This window comes from Prauserella halophila, assembly GCF_024171895.1.
Taxonomy (GTDB): domain Bacteria; phylum Actinomycetota; class Actinomycetes; order Mycobacteriales; family Pseudonocardiaceae; genus Prauserella; species Prauserella halophila.
Genome location: NZ_JAMTCQ010000009.1, coordinates 818,186 through 834,261 on the forward strand (window position 1 = coordinate 818,186; position 16,076 = coordinate 834,261).

At 69.9% G+C, this 16,076-nt stretch carries 14 protein-coding genes; 3 read left to right on the forward strand and 11 right to left on the reverse strand.

Annotated features, from left to right (window positions below; all coding sequences use genetic code 11):
- Positions 1-87 precede the first annotated feature (87 nt).
- The gene (locus LY41_RS10010) at positions 88-624 is read left to right on the forward strand and encodes a flavin reductase family protein (RefSeq protein WP_253863590.1); all 537 of its coding nucleotides are present in this window, start codon (positions 88-90) and stop codon (positions 622-624) included.
- 26 nt (positions 625-650) lie between these two features.
- Here the strand turns inward: LY41_RS10010 and LY41_RS10015 are convergent, their stop codons facing one another.
- The 11 genes from LY41_RS10015 to LY41_RS10065 form a co-directional block, all read right to left on the reverse strand.
- The gene (locus LY41_RS10015) at positions 651-1,460 is read right to left on the reverse strand and encodes an ABC transporter ATP-binding protein (RefSeq protein ID WP_253863591.1); all 810 of its coding nucleotides are present in this window, start codon (positions 1,458-1,460) and stop codon (positions 651-653) included.
- Positions 1,450-2,421 (reverse strand): ABC transporter permease, encoded by a 972-nt coding sequence (locus LY41_RS10020; protein ID WP_253863592.1) that lies wholly within the window; start codon positions 2,419-2,421, stop codon positions 1,450-1,452. Before LY41_RS10020 ends, LY41_RS10015 begins: the two co-directional genes overlap by 11 nt.
- Positions 2,418-3,440, reverse strand: coding sequence for an ABC transporter substrate-binding protein (locus LY41_RS10025; RefSeq protein WP_253863593.1), 1,023 nt, complete (start codon positions 3,438-3,440; stop codon positions 2,418-2,420). Before LY41_RS10025 ends, LY41_RS10020 begins: the two co-directional genes overlap by 4 nt.
- 41 nt (positions 3,441-3,481) lie before the next feature.
- Complete coding sequence (locus LY41_RS10030) at positions 3,482-4,759, reverse strand: TRAP transporter large permease (RefSeq protein WP_253863594.1); 1,278 nt, start codon at positions 4,757-4,759, stop codon at positions 3,482-3,484.
- Complete coding sequence (locus tag LY41_RS10035; RefSeq protein WP_253863595.1) at positions 4,756-5,280, reverse strand: TRAP transporter small permease; 525 nt, start codon at positions 5,278-5,280, stop codon at positions 4,756-4,758. Before LY41_RS10035 ends, LY41_RS10030 begins: the two co-directional genes overlap by 4 nt.
- Entirely contained in the window at positions 5,277-6,056 is a 780-nt protein-coding gene (locus LY41_RS10040) for a maleate cis-trans isomerase family protein (protein ID WP_253863596.1), read from the reverse strand. The genes LY41_RS10035 and LY41_RS10040 overlap by 4 nt, the downstream gene beginning before the upstream one ends.
- A 9-nt stretch (positions 6,057-6,065) precedes the next feature.
- Positions 6,066-7,061 carry a TRAP transporter substrate-binding protein gene (locus tag LY41_RS10045; RefSeq protein ID WP_253863597.1) on the reverse strand — a complete coding sequence of 332 codons (996 nt, stop codon included), beginning with the start codon at positions 7,059-7,061 and terminating at the stop codon, positions 6,066-6,068.
- 315 nt (positions 7,062-7,376) lie between these two features.
- A complete protein-coding gene (locus LY41_RS10050) occupies positions 7,377-8,933 on the reverse strand; it encodes an acetolactate synthase large subunit (protein WP_253863598.1) in 1,557 nt (518 codons plus the stop codon).
- Between the two features lie 49 nt (positions 8,934-8,982).
- Positions 8,983-10,629: an FAD-binding dehydrogenase gene (locus LY41_RS10055; RefSeq protein ID WP_253863599.1), complete on the reverse strand. Its 1,647-nt coding sequence runs from the start codon at positions 10,627-10,629 to the stop codon at positions 8,983-8,985.
- A gap of 758 nt (positions 10,630-11,387) precedes the next feature.
- Entirely contained in the window at positions 11,388-11,885 is a 498-nt protein-coding gene (locus LY41_RS10060) for a DUF3830 family protein (protein WP_253863600.1), read from the reverse strand.
- Between the two features lie 13 nt (positions 11,886-11,898).
- Complete coding sequence (locus LY41_RS10065) at positions 11,899-13,152, reverse strand: aspartate aminotransferase family protein (protein WP_253863601.1); 1,254 nt, start codon at positions 13,150-13,152, stop codon at positions 11,899-11,901.
- 310 nt (positions 13,153-13,462) lie between these two features.
- Between LY41_RS10065 and LY41_RS10070 the strand changes: the two genes are divergently transcribed.
- Together LY41_RS10070 and LY41_RS10075 are read left to right on the forward strand one after the other, a co-directional pair.
- Positions 13,463-14,929, forward strand: coding sequence for an NAD-dependent succinate-semialdehyde dehydrogenase (locus tag LY41_RS10070; RefSeq protein ID WP_253863602.1), 1,467 nt, complete (start codon positions 13,463-13,465; stop codon positions 14,927-14,929).
- Positions 14,926-15,999 (forward strand): tartrate dehydrogenase, encoded by a 1,074-nt coding sequence (locus LY41_RS10075; RefSeq protein ID WP_253863603.1) that lies wholly within the window; start codon positions 14,926-14,928, stop codon positions 15,997-15,999. The genes LY41_RS10070 and LY41_RS10075 overlap by 4 nt, the downstream gene beginning before the upstream one ends.
- Positions 16,000-16,076: the final 77 nt, after the last annotated feature.

Consider the following 16,076-nt stretch of genomic DNA (forward strand, 5'->3'; position numbering starts at 1 on the left):
CGGACTGCGTTGAATCATGGACGTATGACTACGAATACGGCACCCGTCCGCACCGTGTCGAAATCGGCGAAGCCGGGAGGAATTCGCGTGTCCGATGATGTCGCCGCCGACTCCGCCGAGCTGGCCCACGCCTTCGTGAAGGCATGCAGCCGTACCGCCACGCCGGTCACGATCGTCACGTCGGCCGACCCGTCCGGTGGGCTCGGGCAGACGGTCTCGGCGTTCAGCCGCGTGTCCGACGATCCACCCGTGCTCGGCGTCTGCATCCAGCAACGCAGCCCGATCAACGACGTCATCGCCGCCGGTGAGGAGTTCAACGTCTCGGTGCTGGCTGCCGGGCAGGAACGGGTCGCCGACACGTTCGCGGGCAGGGAGGCACCCGGCAGGCCGCGGTTCTCGTTCCTGGACGAAGAGTGGTCCGGCGGCCGGAACGGCCTTCCGCTCCTCGACGGTGCCGCGGTCGCGTTCGAGTGTGGCCTGCTGGGAGTGCAGGACGTCGGCACGCACTTCCTGTACCTGGGCCGGGTGCTACGGGCCCGGCACGCGGATGCCGAGCCGCTCGTGCACCTGCGCGGGGCCTATCGCACGCTCGCCGGCGAGCGCCACGAGATCGCGCGGACCTGACACGGCGCCCGGCCGCGAGGTCCCGCTCAGGACCACAGGTGAGCGGTGACCTCGCGGCGGAGCGCGTTGAACGCGTCGGACGTGCGGTCACGCGGCCGTTCGAGGGTGACGTCGACGACGGCTGTGACCCGGCCGGGCGCTGCGGCAATGACGACGACACGGTCGCCCAGCACGATGGCTTCCTCGACGGAATGCGTGATGAACACCGCGGTCTTACGGCGTTGCTGCCAGATGCGCAGCAGTTCGTCCTGCAGTCCCGATCTGCGCTGTTCGTCGAGCGCTCCGAACGGTTCGTCCAGCAGCAGGATCCGGGGATCGATGGCGAGGACCCGGGCGATGGACACCCGCTGTTTCATCCCGCCGGAGAGCTGGTGCGGGTAGTGGTCGGCGACGCGCTCGAGGCCGACCGTGTCGAGCATGGCGTCGACGATCTCGCGGATCTCCGCCTTGGGCAGCCGTTTCTCGCGCAGCCCGTACGCGATGTTCTTGCGCACGGTCAGCCACGGGAACAGGGCGAAGTCCTGGAACACCACACCCTTGTCCGGGGACGGCCCGGTGACCGGGCTGCCCGCGACCGACACGGTGCCCGCCGTCGGCAGGTCGAAGCCGGCGATCAGGTTGAGCAGCGTCGATTTGCCGCACCCGGACGGGCCGAGCACGGTGATGAACTCGTCGGGAGCGATGTCGAGATCGACACCGCCGAGCGCGACGAAGTCGCCGCCGGTACCGGGGAACGTCTTCGTCACACCGCGGCAGCCGATCATGCAATGCGGGCGGCCGTCGAGGCCGGCCGGGGTGAGGGTCGCTGCGGTCTCTGCAGTCGGTTCAGCGGACATCGGGCGCCCATTTCAGTACGGGCCGTGCGGCCAGGTTGAGCAGTTTGTCGGAGAGGTAGCCGAGGAGCCCGACCGTGAGCATGGCCACCACGATCACGTCCATGCGGCCGAAGTAGTAGGCATCCCAGAGGCTGAAACCGAGTCCGGATTTCACGGCCACCATCTCGGACACGATCACCAGCACCCAGGCGAGCGCGAGTCCCACACGGAGTCCGGTCAGCAGGGACGGCAGTGCGGACGGCAGTGCGACCCGCCGGAGCGTCCGTTGTGGACTCGTGCCGAGCATCCGCGCGGCGGACACGAGCACATCCGGTGTGCCGCGCGCTCCGGCGGCCGCGTTGAGCACGATCGGCGGGAAACACCCGAGCGCGATCAGGAAGATCGACGCTGTGGGCCGGATCCCGAAGAAGACCACCGCGAACGGCACCCAGGCGGTCGTCGGAATCGGCCGGAGGATGTCGATGACCGGCTGCAGCAGCATCCTGGCCCACTGTGACCAGCCGATGAGCAGGCCGACCGCGGTGCCCGCTACGGCGGAGGCCGCGAATCCGAACAGGACCCGCTGCGTGCTGGCGTACACGGCAGGCAGCCAGGTACCGCTGTAGGGATCGGCGGTTCCCCCGGAGGCGCCCGCGGCCCAGGTCCACCAGGTCTGCGCGACGGTGTGCGGTGCGGGCACCGAACGGTCGTCGATCAGCCCGGTCACGACCGCGAGCTCCCACGCCACCACCAGCAGCACCGGGACGGCCAGGTACTGCGGTCTGATCCGCAGCCGTGAGGCGATGCGACCCGGTGCGGACGTTCCGGTCGTCCGCTCGGAACCATCGGGCTCCCCGGGACCGCCGGGACCGCCGGGACCGCCGGGACCGCCGGGACCGCCGGGACCGCCGGGACCGCCGGGACCGCCGGGACCGCCGGAGCCGGTCCCCGCCACCGGCCCCGACGGGGTGGCGCCGGTCATCCGGCGGCGCCCAGGTCGGCGGCCTGCCGGCCGGTGACGTGCTCGAGCGGGCCGTAGTCGAAGAACTCGCTCACGCGGTCGCTGGTGTCGTCGAGCAGTCCGTTGGCGGCGAACTCCGCGATGATGTTCTCGGCTGCCTCCTGCGGTAGTTCCAGGTCCATCTCACCCGTCTCGATCGCGGCGCGCGAGACCTCCTCCGACAGGCCGGTCTGCTCCCGCAGCGCCGTCACCCAGGCGTCGACGTCGCCGTCGAGCGCCTCGGTGCGCTTTCGCAGGCAGTCCACGAGCGCGTCCGTCACGTCGGGGTCGCCGGCCGCGAGTTGTTCGGTGACGTACAGCAGTGCGGTCGCGTCGCCCAGTTCGCCGTTCTGGATGTCGAACGGCGGCTGGACGCCGTAGCCCTCGGTCACGGCGGTCGAGCCGTTCGGTTCCCAGGCCACCATCGCGTCCACGTCGCCGTTGCGCAGCGCCGTCTGCAGCGGCGGGCCCGCGCCCGCGAACGGCACGAGTTCCATGTCCGCGATGTCGACGTCGTTCTCGCGCAGTGACGCGCGGAAGAGCATCTCGACGAAGCTGTTCGGCGGGATCCCGATCCGCTTGCCGCGCAGGTCGTCCCAGTCCTCGATGCCGGATCCGGCGGCGACCGTGATGTGCTCGCCCCCGCGGTACACACCGGACACGGCGCGGAAGTCCTCGAATCCGTTGTCCAGCAGCTGGCCGAGGTTCTGGTAACCCATCATGGCGGCGTCGACCTGTCCCTGTTCGAGACCGCGCTGGATCTCGGTGAACTGTTTGAACGCGCTGAGTTCGACGCGGACCGTGTCGGACTCGCATTCGTTCATCGTCCACACGTTCGCCGCATGCACGTCGTACATGAATCCGACGGTCACACTCCGGCGGTCATCGTCCGCGGACGGTTCACTTCCCGCCAGGGTGCAGCCGCCGAGCGCGGTGGCGAGCGTGCCGGCCGTCAGAACGGCTGTCGCGGTGCGGAGCAGGGAGCGTTGTTTCGGTTCCACCGGGCCTCCAGGTCGTGTCGATGATGCGAGGGATGCGGGGGTCATTCCCCGACGGCGCCGGGCATCCAGGTGACGAGTTCGGGGAAGACCATGACGAGCGCGAGTACGACCACCGTGGCGACGAGGAAGGGGACGTTCGCCCGGAACACGTGCCATGCGTCGACCTTCGCGAGCTTCGCGGCGACGACGAGCGACATCGCCACTGGCGGGGTGACCTGGCCGATCACCACGGTCAGCACGATGACGACGCCGAAATGCACCGGATCGATGCCGACGGCGAGGATCGTGGGCAGCAGCACGGGCATGATGACCGGAATCAACGGGTCGAACAACATCCCGGCCACGGCGGCGACCGCCACCAGCACGACGAGGTAGCCGAGCTGCGCGTCGCCCGGCACGACCGACACGGCGAACTCGGTCAGCGCGGCGGGCAGTCCCGCGGAGGCGAGGACGGCGCCCAGCGCGACGGAGACGCCGACGATGAGCATCACCTCACCGGTGAGCACGGCCGCATCGACGAGACAGCGGTACAGCCTCCGCCAGTCGAGCGTCCGATACGCCAGGGCCGACACGGCGACCGCGTACACCGCGGCGAAGGCGCTCGACTCGGTGGGCGTGAACAGGCCGAGGACGAGCCCGAGCACGACGAGTACCGGCACGCCGAAGGCGAGCACGGCCGATCGCAGCGTCCGCAGCACGTCGCCGAACCGCAGCGGGGTGCGTTCGCCCCAGCCGTTGCGCTTGGCCTGTACCGCGACCACCGTCATCAGCGCGGCGGTCAACGCGAGCCCCGGAACGATCCCGGCGAGGAACAACGTGCTCAGCGACGTACCGGTGGCCGCGGCGTAGAGGATCATCGGCGACGACGGCGGCATCAGCGGCCCGATCCCCGACGAGGACGCCGTGACGGCGGCGCCGTACGCGGCCGGGTAGCCGTTCCTGCGCATCTGCGGGATGATCGTGGACCCGGTCGCGGACAGGTCGGCGACGGACGTGCCCACCATCCCGCCGAAGAAGAGACTCGTCGACACGTTGACCTGTGCGAGGCCGCCAGGCAGCGGGCCGGTGAGGGAACGGGCGAAGGCGAACACCCGGTCCGCGATTCCTCCCGCGTTCATCACCATGCCCGCGAAGATGAACAGCGGCATCGCGAGCAGGACGAAACTGCCCATACCGTCGGCGACCTGCTGCGGATAGTGCAGTACCCACGATCCGTCGAGCAGCGAGAACACGGCCACACCGGCGCCCATCGACACGATCAACGGGGTGCCGAGCACCAGCAGGCCGACGATGACGGTCAGCGTGAGCACGAGTGTCATACCGCCGGCTCCCCACGTTCGCGAAGGACGACGGCGCGGACCGAGGGCAGCCGCACCAGGACGGCGAGCGCGCCCGCGGCGGCACCCACCGGGAGCGCGGAGGTGAAGAACCCGCGCGGCAGGCGGAGATACGGCGTCGAGTCGCCGCCGAAGTCGACGACGTACTGCAGCGAGAACCAGGCGAGGTGCAGGAGTACCGCGGCGGTCACGAGCTCGGTGGCGATGCGGACCCCGATGCGCACCCGCACGGGCAGCTTGGTGACGAACGTGTGGACCGCGATGGACTCGTGCCTGCGCACGCCGAGTACGAACCCGAACATGGTGAGCCACAGGAGCAGGCCGGTCACGACCTCCTGGACCCACGGCAGCGGCATGTCGGCCAGCAGCCGCAGGCACGCGTTGCCGAACAGCATCAGGACGATCGCCACGAGACACAGCGCTGCCAGCGCCCCGAGCACCCGGTCGACGACGCCTTCGCCGACGTCCTCTCGGGGTCCGGATTTCGGCCGGGTGCCCGTCATGAATCGCCCTCGACCATGCCGGTGCGCTCGAACAGTGAGCCGAAGCCGGGCTTCGCGGCCGTGAGCCCCGCCAGCCGCAGGCAGTACCAGAACGACGCCTGCACCGCGCTGACGACCGGCTTGCCGAGTGCGTCCTCGAGTGCTGCCACGGCACCGACGCTCGCGAGATTGGTGCAGCTGATGAACACCGCTCCGGCCTGCGGTGTGTCGGCCTCCACCGCCAGGTCGTACACGCGCTCGAGCGGTACCTCCGCGAGGGCGTGATCGTCGGTGATGCCGAGGGCCGTCGACGAGACGACCGGGTGTCCGTTGTCTCCGAAGAAGCGCGCGGCCCGGTCGACGACCTCCTGCCGGTACGGAGTCACCAGGGTGATCGGTCCGGCCTCGACGGCCTGCAACGCCGCGATACTCGCTGTCGACGTCGTGGTGCACCGCCCGGTCAGGCCGGTCCACGACGCGAGCGTCGCGGACAGCTCCCGGTCCCACGCGGTGCCGTGCAGAAAGGATGCGCTCGTGCCGCCGAACAACAGTACGTCGAGCGGTGCCTGGCCGACCAGGTCCGCCGCTTGCCGGAGCTCGGGCGAGCGCATCATCGCGTCGATGCCATCGACGGTGACCTTCGGCAGGGTCACCCTGCTCGTGTGCACGGTGACGCGCGGTGTCGCCATCGCGTACATCTCGGCCTCCATCAGCGTGCTGGACGCCATGTAGATCAGGCCGATCCGGCCCGCGGTGTTGAGCGCGCCGAGCGGGAGGTGCGGGTGGGTGGTGGTCATGGCGTCTCCTCAGTCGTCCGTCCGGGCGAGCACGCGGTCACCGAAATCGCCGGGGATGCCCCCGGCGATCTCGTCGCGGACACCGGCGACCTTCCGGCGGAACGCGTCCACGTCGGCTTCGTTGATCCGCATGCCCTGTTCTTCGAACTTCGCCTTGAGCGTGCGGTCGGCTTCAGCGCCGGCCTCACGACTGATCTCGGCGGCCTCGGCGGCGGCCTGCTCGACGCCGCTCCGGATGTCCTCCGGCAGGTCGGACCAGGTCTGCTCGTTCATCGTCAGATACACCGGGCTGTAGATGTGCGAGGTCAGCGACAGGTACTGCTGTTTCTCGTGGAAGGAGAACGCGTCGACCACCTTCAGCGGGTTCTCCTGGCCGTCCAGGACGCCCTGGTCGAGAGCCAGATACGCCTCACCGATGTCGATCTGGGTCGGTGCCGCGCCGAGGTTCTCGAACAGCGAGACCCGGGCCGGGCTTCCGGGAACGCGGATCTTCAGGCCGGACAGGTCCGCGGGGGTGTTGATGGGGCGTTCGTTGTTGGTGATGTGCCGGAATCCGTTCTCCCCGAAGGCGAGCACGCGGGCTCCGATTTCCTCGGTCAGGGATTCGCTCATCTCCTGGCCGAATTCGCCGTCGAGGAATTCCGTCGCCTCGGCCCGGTCGGTGAACAGGAACGGCACCTCCATGATGTCGAAGGTGGGGTCGAGACTCGCAACGGAACCGCTGACGGCGGCGACGTCGACCGACCCCGCGCGCAGTTGCTGCAGTACCGCCTCCTCGTCACCGGTGGCCCCGCCGGACTGCACGGTGACCGAGACCTGGTCGCCCAGGGTGGCGTCGAGTCGGTCGGCGAACGCCAGCAGCATGTCCGCGAGCGGGTCGCCCTTACTCGTCTCCACCGCGAGGGACAGTTGCGGGGTTGCGTCGTCACCGGCGGGTGTGCATCCGGCGAGCAGGAGCGCGGACACCAGTCCGCCGACCACGGTTTTCGTCACCTGTGTCCTCATGGTGTTCCTCTCGGCAGGTACCCACGATGTCGTGATGCGCGGGAATGGGGTGGAACCACCTTCGCGAGGACGGAACAGAAAGGTCAAACAGTCAAATTCGGCTCCGCACATCTGCATAACAGATGCGGAAACCGAAACGTAAAAATTGCGCGGAACGGCGTAACAACGGTGTCATCCGCAAGCGTCCGCCCCGAGCCGTGTCACGAACGCAGAACACGCGCGAGGACGCAGGTGTGCGTCAGCGCGGCGTCGAGGGGCGGTGGCCGGGAGTCGGGTGAGTGCAGAACACGCGGGCGTGAGTGCAGAACACGCGGGTTACAGCAGGGGTGGGATGCGGGCGTCGATCAGGTTCGGGCCGGGTTCGGCCAGGGCCCGGCGGAACCGGTCGGCGAGCTCCTCCGCGGTGGTCGCCGTGGCGGCCGGCACGCCCATTCCCTCGGCGATCCTCGTGAAGTCGATGTCCGGTGTGGACAGGTCGAACAGCCCGGCCTTGGCTGGGTCGACGTCGCCGGCACCGGTGCGCTGCAGCTCCATCCGCAGGATGGCGTAGGCCCGGTTGTTGAGGATCACCGTCGTCACGTTCAGGCCTTCGCGGGCCTGCGTCCACAGCGCCGAGATCGTGTACATCGCGCTGCCGTCGGCCTCCAGGTTGACCACCGGCCGCGACGGCGCCGCGACTGCGGCCCCGGTCGCGGCGGGAATGCCCTGGCCGATCGCCCCGCCGGTGAGTGAGAGGACGTCATGGCGGGGAGCGCCCGCGGTGGCCGCGGCGATCGGCATTCCGGAGGTGTTGGTCTCGTCGACGATGATCGCGTCGTCGGGAAGCAACGCCCCGATCACGTCCGCCCAGTTGGCCACGGTGAGTTCGCCGGCAGGCAGGTCCGGCCTGCGGGCGGGCGCGAGTGCCGGCTCCGTGCCGGGTGCGACCAGGTCGGCCAGCTCTTCGAGTGCCCCGGTGACGTCGTCGCCCGGCTCGGCGAGCGGGTGCAGCGCCGCACCGTCGGGTACGAGGTCGCCGCGCTTTCCGGGATAGGCGAAGAACGTCGCGGGCGGTCTCGCGCCCGCGACGACCAGGTGGGCCGTGCCGGCCAGCTGCTGTTCGGCCTGCTCGGCGACGTAGCCGAGCCGTTCCACGGTGGGCAGGCCCGCGCCGCGCTCGAGCCTGGCCGGGAACGTCTCCAGGAGCAGCCGCGCGCCCGTGGCCTCGGCGATGCGGCTCGCGGCGCGCAGTCCGCGTTCGCGGCAAGCGACGCCGCCCAGCAGCAGTGTCACCGGCTCACCGCTGCGGCACGCCAGGGCGACCGAATCCACAGTGGACACTGGGGCGGGTTCGCGGGGTGTGACCGGCGCGGCGGGCACGCCGCCGTCGCTCCACGACGCGTCCGCGGGCAGGATCAGCGTCGCCACTCCGCCGGGCGCGTCCTGGGCGGCCGCCAGCGCCGCGGCCGCGTCCGGTCCCACGTCGGCGGGCGTCTCGGAACGCAACACCCGGCCGAGCGTGCCCGCCACCGCGTCGATGTCGGATTCGAGCGGCGCGTCGAAGCGCTTGTGATACGTCGCGTGGTCGCCGACGACGTTGACGACCGGCGAATGCGCGCGCCGCGCGTTGTGCAGGTTGGCCAGGCCGTTCCCGAGGCCGGGACCGAGGTGCAGCAACGTCACCCCGGGTATGCCGCTCATCCGCGCGTAGCCGTCGGCCGCACCCGTGACCGCGCCCTCGGCCAGCCCGAGTACGCCCCGAACCCGCGGATCGGATTCGAGCGCTGCGACGAAGTGCATCTCGGACGTGCCCGGGTTGGCGAACACCACCTCGACCCCGGCGCCCGCCAACGTGCCCAGCAGCGCCTGCGCGCCGGTCCCGCCCTCGCTCATGCGTGTCCTGCCGCCTTTCGTGGAAAGCCAGTTCAGCCGTGGAAGCCGGTCAGCCCGACCTGGCGAGCGCCTCGCCTGCGCGCAGGCCGGTGAACAGACAGCCGCCCAGGAACGTGCCCTCCAGCGAGCGGTAGCCGTGCATCCCGCCGCCACCGAAGCCGGAGGCCTCGCCCGCGGCGTAGAGACCGGGCACGGCCTCCCCGGAGTCGTCCAGCACTCGGCCGTCCAGGTCGGTTTCCAGGCCGCCGAGCGTCTTGCGGCTCAGCACGTGGAGTTTCACCGCGATGAGCGGACCGGCCTTCGGGTCCAGCATCCGGTGCGGCGACGCGACGCGGATGAGCTTGTCGCCGCGGAACTTCCGGGCGCCGCGCAGTGCGGCGATCTGCATGTCCTTGGTGAACTCGTTGCCGATCTCGCGGTCACGGGCGACGACCTCGCGGCGGATCTGCTCGACCGACAGCATGTCCTCGTCGGTCTTGGCGTTCATGCCGCGGACCAGGTCGTCGAGGTTGTCGGCGACGACGAAGTCGGGGCCCTTGTCGAGGAACGCCTGCACCGGGCCGGGCGGACCGGGCTTGACGCGCTGCAGCGTCATCCGCAGATCCTTGCCGGTCAGGTCGGGGTTCTGCTCCGAACCCGACAGCGCGAACTCGCGCTCGGCGATCTTCTGCGTCAGCACGAACCAGGAGTGGTCGTGTCCGGTGCGGCGCAGGTGCGCCAGCGTGCCGAGCGTGTCGAATCCGGGGAACAGCGGCACGGGCAGCCGCTCGCCGGTCGCGTCGAACCACAGGGACGACGGCCCCGGCAGGATGCGGATGCCGTGCTGCGGCCAGACGGGGGAGTGGTTGTCGATGCCTTCGACGTAGTGCCACATGCGGTCGCGGTTGATCAGGTGCGCGCCTGCGCCCTCGCTGATGCCGAGCATGCGGCCGTCGACGTGCTCGGGGACGCCGGAGAGCATCGACCGTGGTGCCTCGCCGAGGCGGGCGGGCCAGTTCTTCCGGACGAGGTCGTGGTTGCCGCCGATGCCGCCGCTGGCCACGAGGACGGACTGCGCGCGGATCCCGAACTCGCCGGTGACCTCGCGGGAACTGCTCTCGCCGCGGGCGACGGTGCTGGGGGCGAGTACCGACCCGGTCACGCCGTCGACGGCGCCCGCGGACGTCGTCAGCTCGTCGACGCGGTGCCGGAAGCGCAGTTCGACCTGGCCCCGGTCGACGGCCTCCCGTACGCGCCGCACGAACGGGTCGAGCACGCCGGGCCCGGTGCCCCAGGTGATGTGGAAGCGCGGGACGGAGTTGCCGTGGCCGATGGCGCCGTAACCGCCGCGCTCGGCCCAGCCGACGACCGGGAAGAACTTGACCCCCATGGAGGCGAGCCAGGACCGCTTCTCACCCGCGGCGAAGTCGACGTAGGCCTCGGCCCAGCGGCGGGGCCAGGCGTCCTCCTCGCGGTCGAAACCGGCGGTGCCGGCCCAGTCCTGCCACGCGAGGTCGTGGGAGTCGCGGACGCCGAGCCTGCGCTGCTCAGGGCTGTCCACGAGAAAGAGGCCGCCGAACGACCAGAAGGCCTGTCCGCCGAGGGAAGCCTCGGGTTCCTGTTCGACGACGATGACGCGTTTGCCCGCGTCGGCCAGCGTGGCCGTCGCGACCAGTCCGGCCAGTCCCGCGCCGACGACGATGACATCCGCGTCCATGGGCACCTCCGCTCCGAGTCGTCTGCAGGTTACCGCCGCGGCCCGTTCCGACACAGGGTCGCGGTGCATCCGCATCCGTGCCGTCGCCGCGGGTGCCGAGCATCGGAGTTCGCCGGGTCGTGCCTGCCGCGGAGGTGCCATCGGCCGGCGCCGGGGGAGGGCCGAAGGGGCCGGTCCGCGCCAACGATACCGGCCCCTTCGGTCACTCTCGGTGTTTCAGCGAGTGGCTCAGACCAGCCAGCCGAGCGTGTGGGCGAGGCTTGCCAGGAGGTTGCTGATGACGTCGCCACCGTGCATGGCAAAGAACTGCATTCGAGGGGCTCCTTCGTATCTGGAGTGATTCGTTGACATTCGTGTGCTCGCGACACACACGCTGCTTTCGAAAGCGCGGCAACGCTTTCAGCGCCTCCGGCGGAGTGTCAAAAGCCGGCCGGACCCCTCGACGTGAAACATGAAATCCTCTCAGTCTAAACACGTAATTCTTTCGTGTTTTCGGATGGGGTGAGCGTCCGGGCATAGGATCACGGTGTGTAGTGACAACGGATGCGATCACGCTCGGTGATAACGATCATGAACCACGGTCGCAGCGTGTCGCCCTCCGAAGGGTGATGTGAGATCACGTCGCGTGAGTTCCCGCGAATCACTCGTTCGAGGGAACGGTCGCCCGCACATCGGAGCGCCGACGAAGACCGCCGGACACAGACGGGGGCGGGCACACCGTTCGGCATGCCCGCCCCGTCGGCGATGGTTCGCGTGCGTCAGGCGCGTGCGTACGTCATCGTCTCGCCCTCGACTCCGCGCAGCCACATGTCCTGTGCCGCTGTCGCCATCGCGTCGAGACCGTCCTCGATCGTGGCGAAGACGTTGCCGGGAACCCAGCCCGCGTCGCCGTTGATGAGCAGGTTGTTGCGGTCGTAGAAGATCGCGAGATCGGTGGCACCCCGGTCGCTGTGCGCCTCGCTGTCGGCGTCGTAGCCGTAGGCCGGATTGCCGATCTCCCACGCTTCGAAGCCGAAGTAGCAGACGTCGCCGGGGATCGGTGTCACCGTCGGATTCTCGCGGCCCGGCTTCGGTTCGGCGAACGGCGGCACGAGCGTGTAGATCTCGTTGCGCGCGTACTTCGCGTGATACGCCGACCCGCTCTGCGGCAGCGATTCCCACACGGCCCGGCACGTCCGCGGGGCCTCGTCGTCGAGCAGGCGCGCACGGCAGGACACGCCGCGCTTGTCGAGCGTGATCGTGATGTACCTGCTCATCTGCGCCTGCCCCTTACTTCGTCACCTCGGCCACGACCTCGGCCCAGATCTCCAGTGCCTCGTCGATCTGCTCGGAGGTGACCACCAGCGGCGGAATCATGCGCACGACGTTCATGAAAGCCCCGCACGTGAGCAGCAGCAGCCCGCGCTGGGCCGCGGCCTTCTGCGCCGCCTGTGCCGTCGCGTTGTCCGGCTTGCCGTCGGCGGTGGTGAACTCGGATCCCACCAGCAGGCCCAGGCCGCGCACGTCGCCGATCGCCGGGGTCTTGTCGGCCACCGCCCGTGCGCCGGCGAGCAGCTGCTCGCCCCGCTCGGCCGCGTTGGCGACCAGGTTCTCGTCGCGGATGACGTCGAGGGTCGCGACGGCCGCCGCGCACGACACGGCGTTGCCGCCGTAGGTGCCGCCCTGCGAACCGGGGAACGCCTTCGCCATCAGCTCCTCCGACGCGGCGATGCCCGACAACGGGAAGCCGCTGGCCAGGCCCTTGGCGATCGTGATGACGTCGGGCCGGACGTCGAAGTGGTCGTGGCCCCAGAACTTGCCGGTGCGGCCGAATCCGGTCTGGATCTCGTCGACCACGAGCAGGATGCCGTGCTCGTCGGCGCGCTCGCGCAGGCCCGCCATGAACTCGGGGTTGGCCGGCACGTAGCCGCCCTCGCCGAGCATCGGCTCGATGAAGAACGCGGCCGTCTCGCCGGGTGCGGTCGCGGTGGCGAACAGGTAGTCGAGCTCGCGCAGTGCGAAGTCGGTGGCGGTCTTCTCGTCCCAGCCGTAGTGGTAGGCGAACGGGAACGGCGCCATGTGCACGCCGCCCATCAGGGGTGAGATGCCCGCGCTGAACCGCGTGCCGGACGTGGTCATGGAGGCGGTCGCGACCGTGCGGCCGTGGAATCCGCCCTGGAACACCACGACGTTCGGCCTGCCGGTGGCCTGTCGTGCCAACCGCAGCGCGGCCTCGACGGCCTCGCTGCCCGAGTTGGCGAAGAACAGCGAGTCGAGACCGGCGGGCAGCACGTCGCCGAGGCGTTCGGACAGCTCGAGCAGCGGCTTGTGCATCACGGTCGTGTACTGGCCGTGGACGAGCTTGCCGACCTGCTCCTGTGCTGCGGCCACGACACGCGGGTGGCAGTGTCCGGTGCTGGTGACACCGATGCCCGCCGTGAAGTCGAGGTGCCTGCGGCCGTCGGTGTCGTACAGATACGCACCTTCGCCGTGGTCGACGACGACCGGGGTCGCCTGCTTGAGCAGAGGGGACAACGTGGCCATGACTGCGGCTCCTTCTCGGGTTCCGGGGGCTGACCTCGGTGGACGTCGTTGTCACCGGTTGCCGGACGCGGTGGTTGCGGTCCAGGCTCGAACCCGGCGCCGCCGGGGCGCGGTTCCGGGTCCGGAGCCCACCGCCGACGGGGTTGTAGATTGTCAACAATGTTCGTAGCATAGCCGTGCAGGCGGTGCAATGGCCCCTCGTACGCAGCGATCCGGGACCCGGGATCCGGCGGGGTGGTCATGGGTCGTCCGCGCGCGGACCGGGAATCCGTCAACAGGCGGGATCTTCGACGAACTTGGGAGCTGTGGCATGAGCACGGTCAGTGAAGCCGGTGTCGTTTCGGCGGTGAACAAGGAGCTGTTCATCGGCGGCAAGTGGGCCCCGGCGGCCGGGAGCGCGACGTTCGACGTCCACGATCCGGCGACGGGCGAGGTGCTGTGCGCGGTCGCGGACGCCTCGCCGCAGGACGGTCTCGCTGCGCTCGAGGCCGCGACCGCCGCGCAGGCCGACTGGGCCGCATTCGCGCCGCGGGAGCGCGGCGAGATCCTGCGGCGCGCCTACGAGAAGCTCATGGCCCGCCAGGAGGAGCTCGGGCTGTTGATGACGCTCGAGATGGGCAAGCCGCTCGCCGAGGCCAAGGGCGAGATCGCCTACGCGGCCGAGTTCTTCCGCTGGTTCGCCGAGGAAGCGGTGCGCATCGACGGCGGGTACGCGGTCGCGCCGAACGGCAGCGGGCGGTTCCTCGTCACCAACCAGCCGGTCGGTCCGTGTCTGCTGATCACCCCGTGGAACTTCCCCATGGCGATGGGCACCCGGAAGATCGGCCCCGCCGTCGCCGCGGGCTGCACGATGGTCATCAAGCCGGCGGCGCAGACGCCGTTGTCGATGCTGGCCCTCGCCGGGATCCTGGCGGAGGCGGGTCTGCCCGACGGTGTGCTGAACGTCGTGACGACCACGCAGGCAGGCGGCGTGATGGAGCCGATGATTCGCGACGGCCGCGCGCGGAAGCTGTCGTTCACCGGATCGACGGGGGTCGGCCGCACACTGCTCGAACAGTGCGCCGGAACCGTCATGCGCACGTCGATGGAACTGGGCGGCAACGCGCCGTTCGTCGTCTTCGAGGACGCCGACCTCGACGCGGCCGTGGAGGGTGCGATGCAGGCCAAGATGCGCAACATCGGCGAGGCGTGCACGGCGGCGAACCGGTTCTACGTGCACAGCTCCGTGGCCGACGAGTTCTCGCGCAAGCTGACCGAGCGCATGCAGGGCCTGCCCATCGGCCGCGGCACCGAGGACGGTGTCGTGGTCGGCCCGCTGATCGACTCCGCTGCGATCGAGAAGGTGTCGTCGCTCGTCGGTGACGCGGCGCAGCGGGGCGCGACGGTGCTCACCGGCGGGGCCACTGTGGACGGTCCGGGAAACTTCTACCAGCCGACGGTGCTGAAGGGGGTGCCGCGTGAGGCCCGGATGAGCACGGAGGAGATCTTCGGCCCGGTGGCACCGATCTCGACGTTCGAGACCGAGGACGAAGCGCTCGCGGTGGCCAACGACACCGAGTACGGCCTCGTCGGCTACATCTACACGGAGAACCTCAGCCGCGCACTTCGCGTCAGCGAACGGCTCGAGACGGGCATGGTCGGGTTGAACCAGGGCGTGGTGTCGAACCCCGCGGCCCCGTTCGGCGGTGTCAAGCAGTCCGGGCTCGGCCGTGAGGGCGGCACGGTCGGGATCGACGAGTTCCTGGAGACCAAGTACATCGCGGTCGGTGGCCTGTGACCACCTACCGCGTCGCGTCGATTCCCGGAGACGGCATCGGGGTCGACGTCCAGCGCGAGGCGCAGGCGGTCCTCGACACGGCCGCGCAGCGGTTCGGCTTCGGACTGGAATGGACCGAGTTCGGCTGGAGCTGTGAGCGTTACGCCGAGGCCGGTTCGATGATGCCGGCCGACGGCATCGAGACGCTGCGGCCGTTCGATTCGGTGCTGCTCGGAGCCGTCGGTTTCCCCGGCGTACCGGATCACGTCTCGCTGTGGGGCCTGCTGATCCCGGTGCGCAGGGCGTTCGCGCAGTACGTCAACCTGCGCCCGGTGCGGCTGCTGCCGGGAACCACGTCGGTGCTCGCGGGCCGAGGGGCCGACGAGCTGGAGATGGTGATCGTCAGGGAGAACTCCGAGGGCGAGTACTCCGAGCTGGGCGGCAGGCACAACGCAGGCGGTCCCGGCGAGTTCGCGCTCCAGGAGTCGGTGTTCACGCGCGTCGGTGTGGAACGGATCATCCGCTACGCCTTCGAGCTGGCGCGCACGCGGCAGCATCGGGTGTGCTCGGCGACGAAGTCGAACGGGATCATCCACACGATGCCGTTCTGGGACGAGATCTTCGCCGAGATCGCGGCGGAGTACCCGGACGTCGAGTCCGAGCAGCTGCACATCGACGCGCTGGCCGCGCGCATGGTGCAGCGGCCGGATCTGCTCGACGTCGTGGTCGGGTCGAACCTGTTCGGTGACGTTCTCAGCGATCTCGCGGCGGCGATCACCGGCGGGCTCGGCATGGCACCGTCCGGCAACATCAACCCCGAGGGCGAGTTCCCGTCGATGTTCGAGGCGGTGCACGGCAGCGCGCCGGACATCGCGGGCCGGGGGATCGCGAACCCGGTGGCCCAGATCCTGGCCGCCGCGATGATGCTCGACCAGCTCGGCGAGAAGGCCGCGGGCGAGGCCGTCCGCGGTGCGGTGCAGACGGTGCTGGATGCCGGTGCGGTGCTCACGCCGGATCTCGGGGGCACCTCGACGACCGGCCAGCTCGGCTCGGCGATCGCGGAGGCGATCCAGAGTGGACGGAACAGTTAGGGATTGTCCGTGACCATGTGACCGTTGAAACACTGCTGCGGGCGGACTGACCGAGCGTGACCAGCCGCGCGACGAAG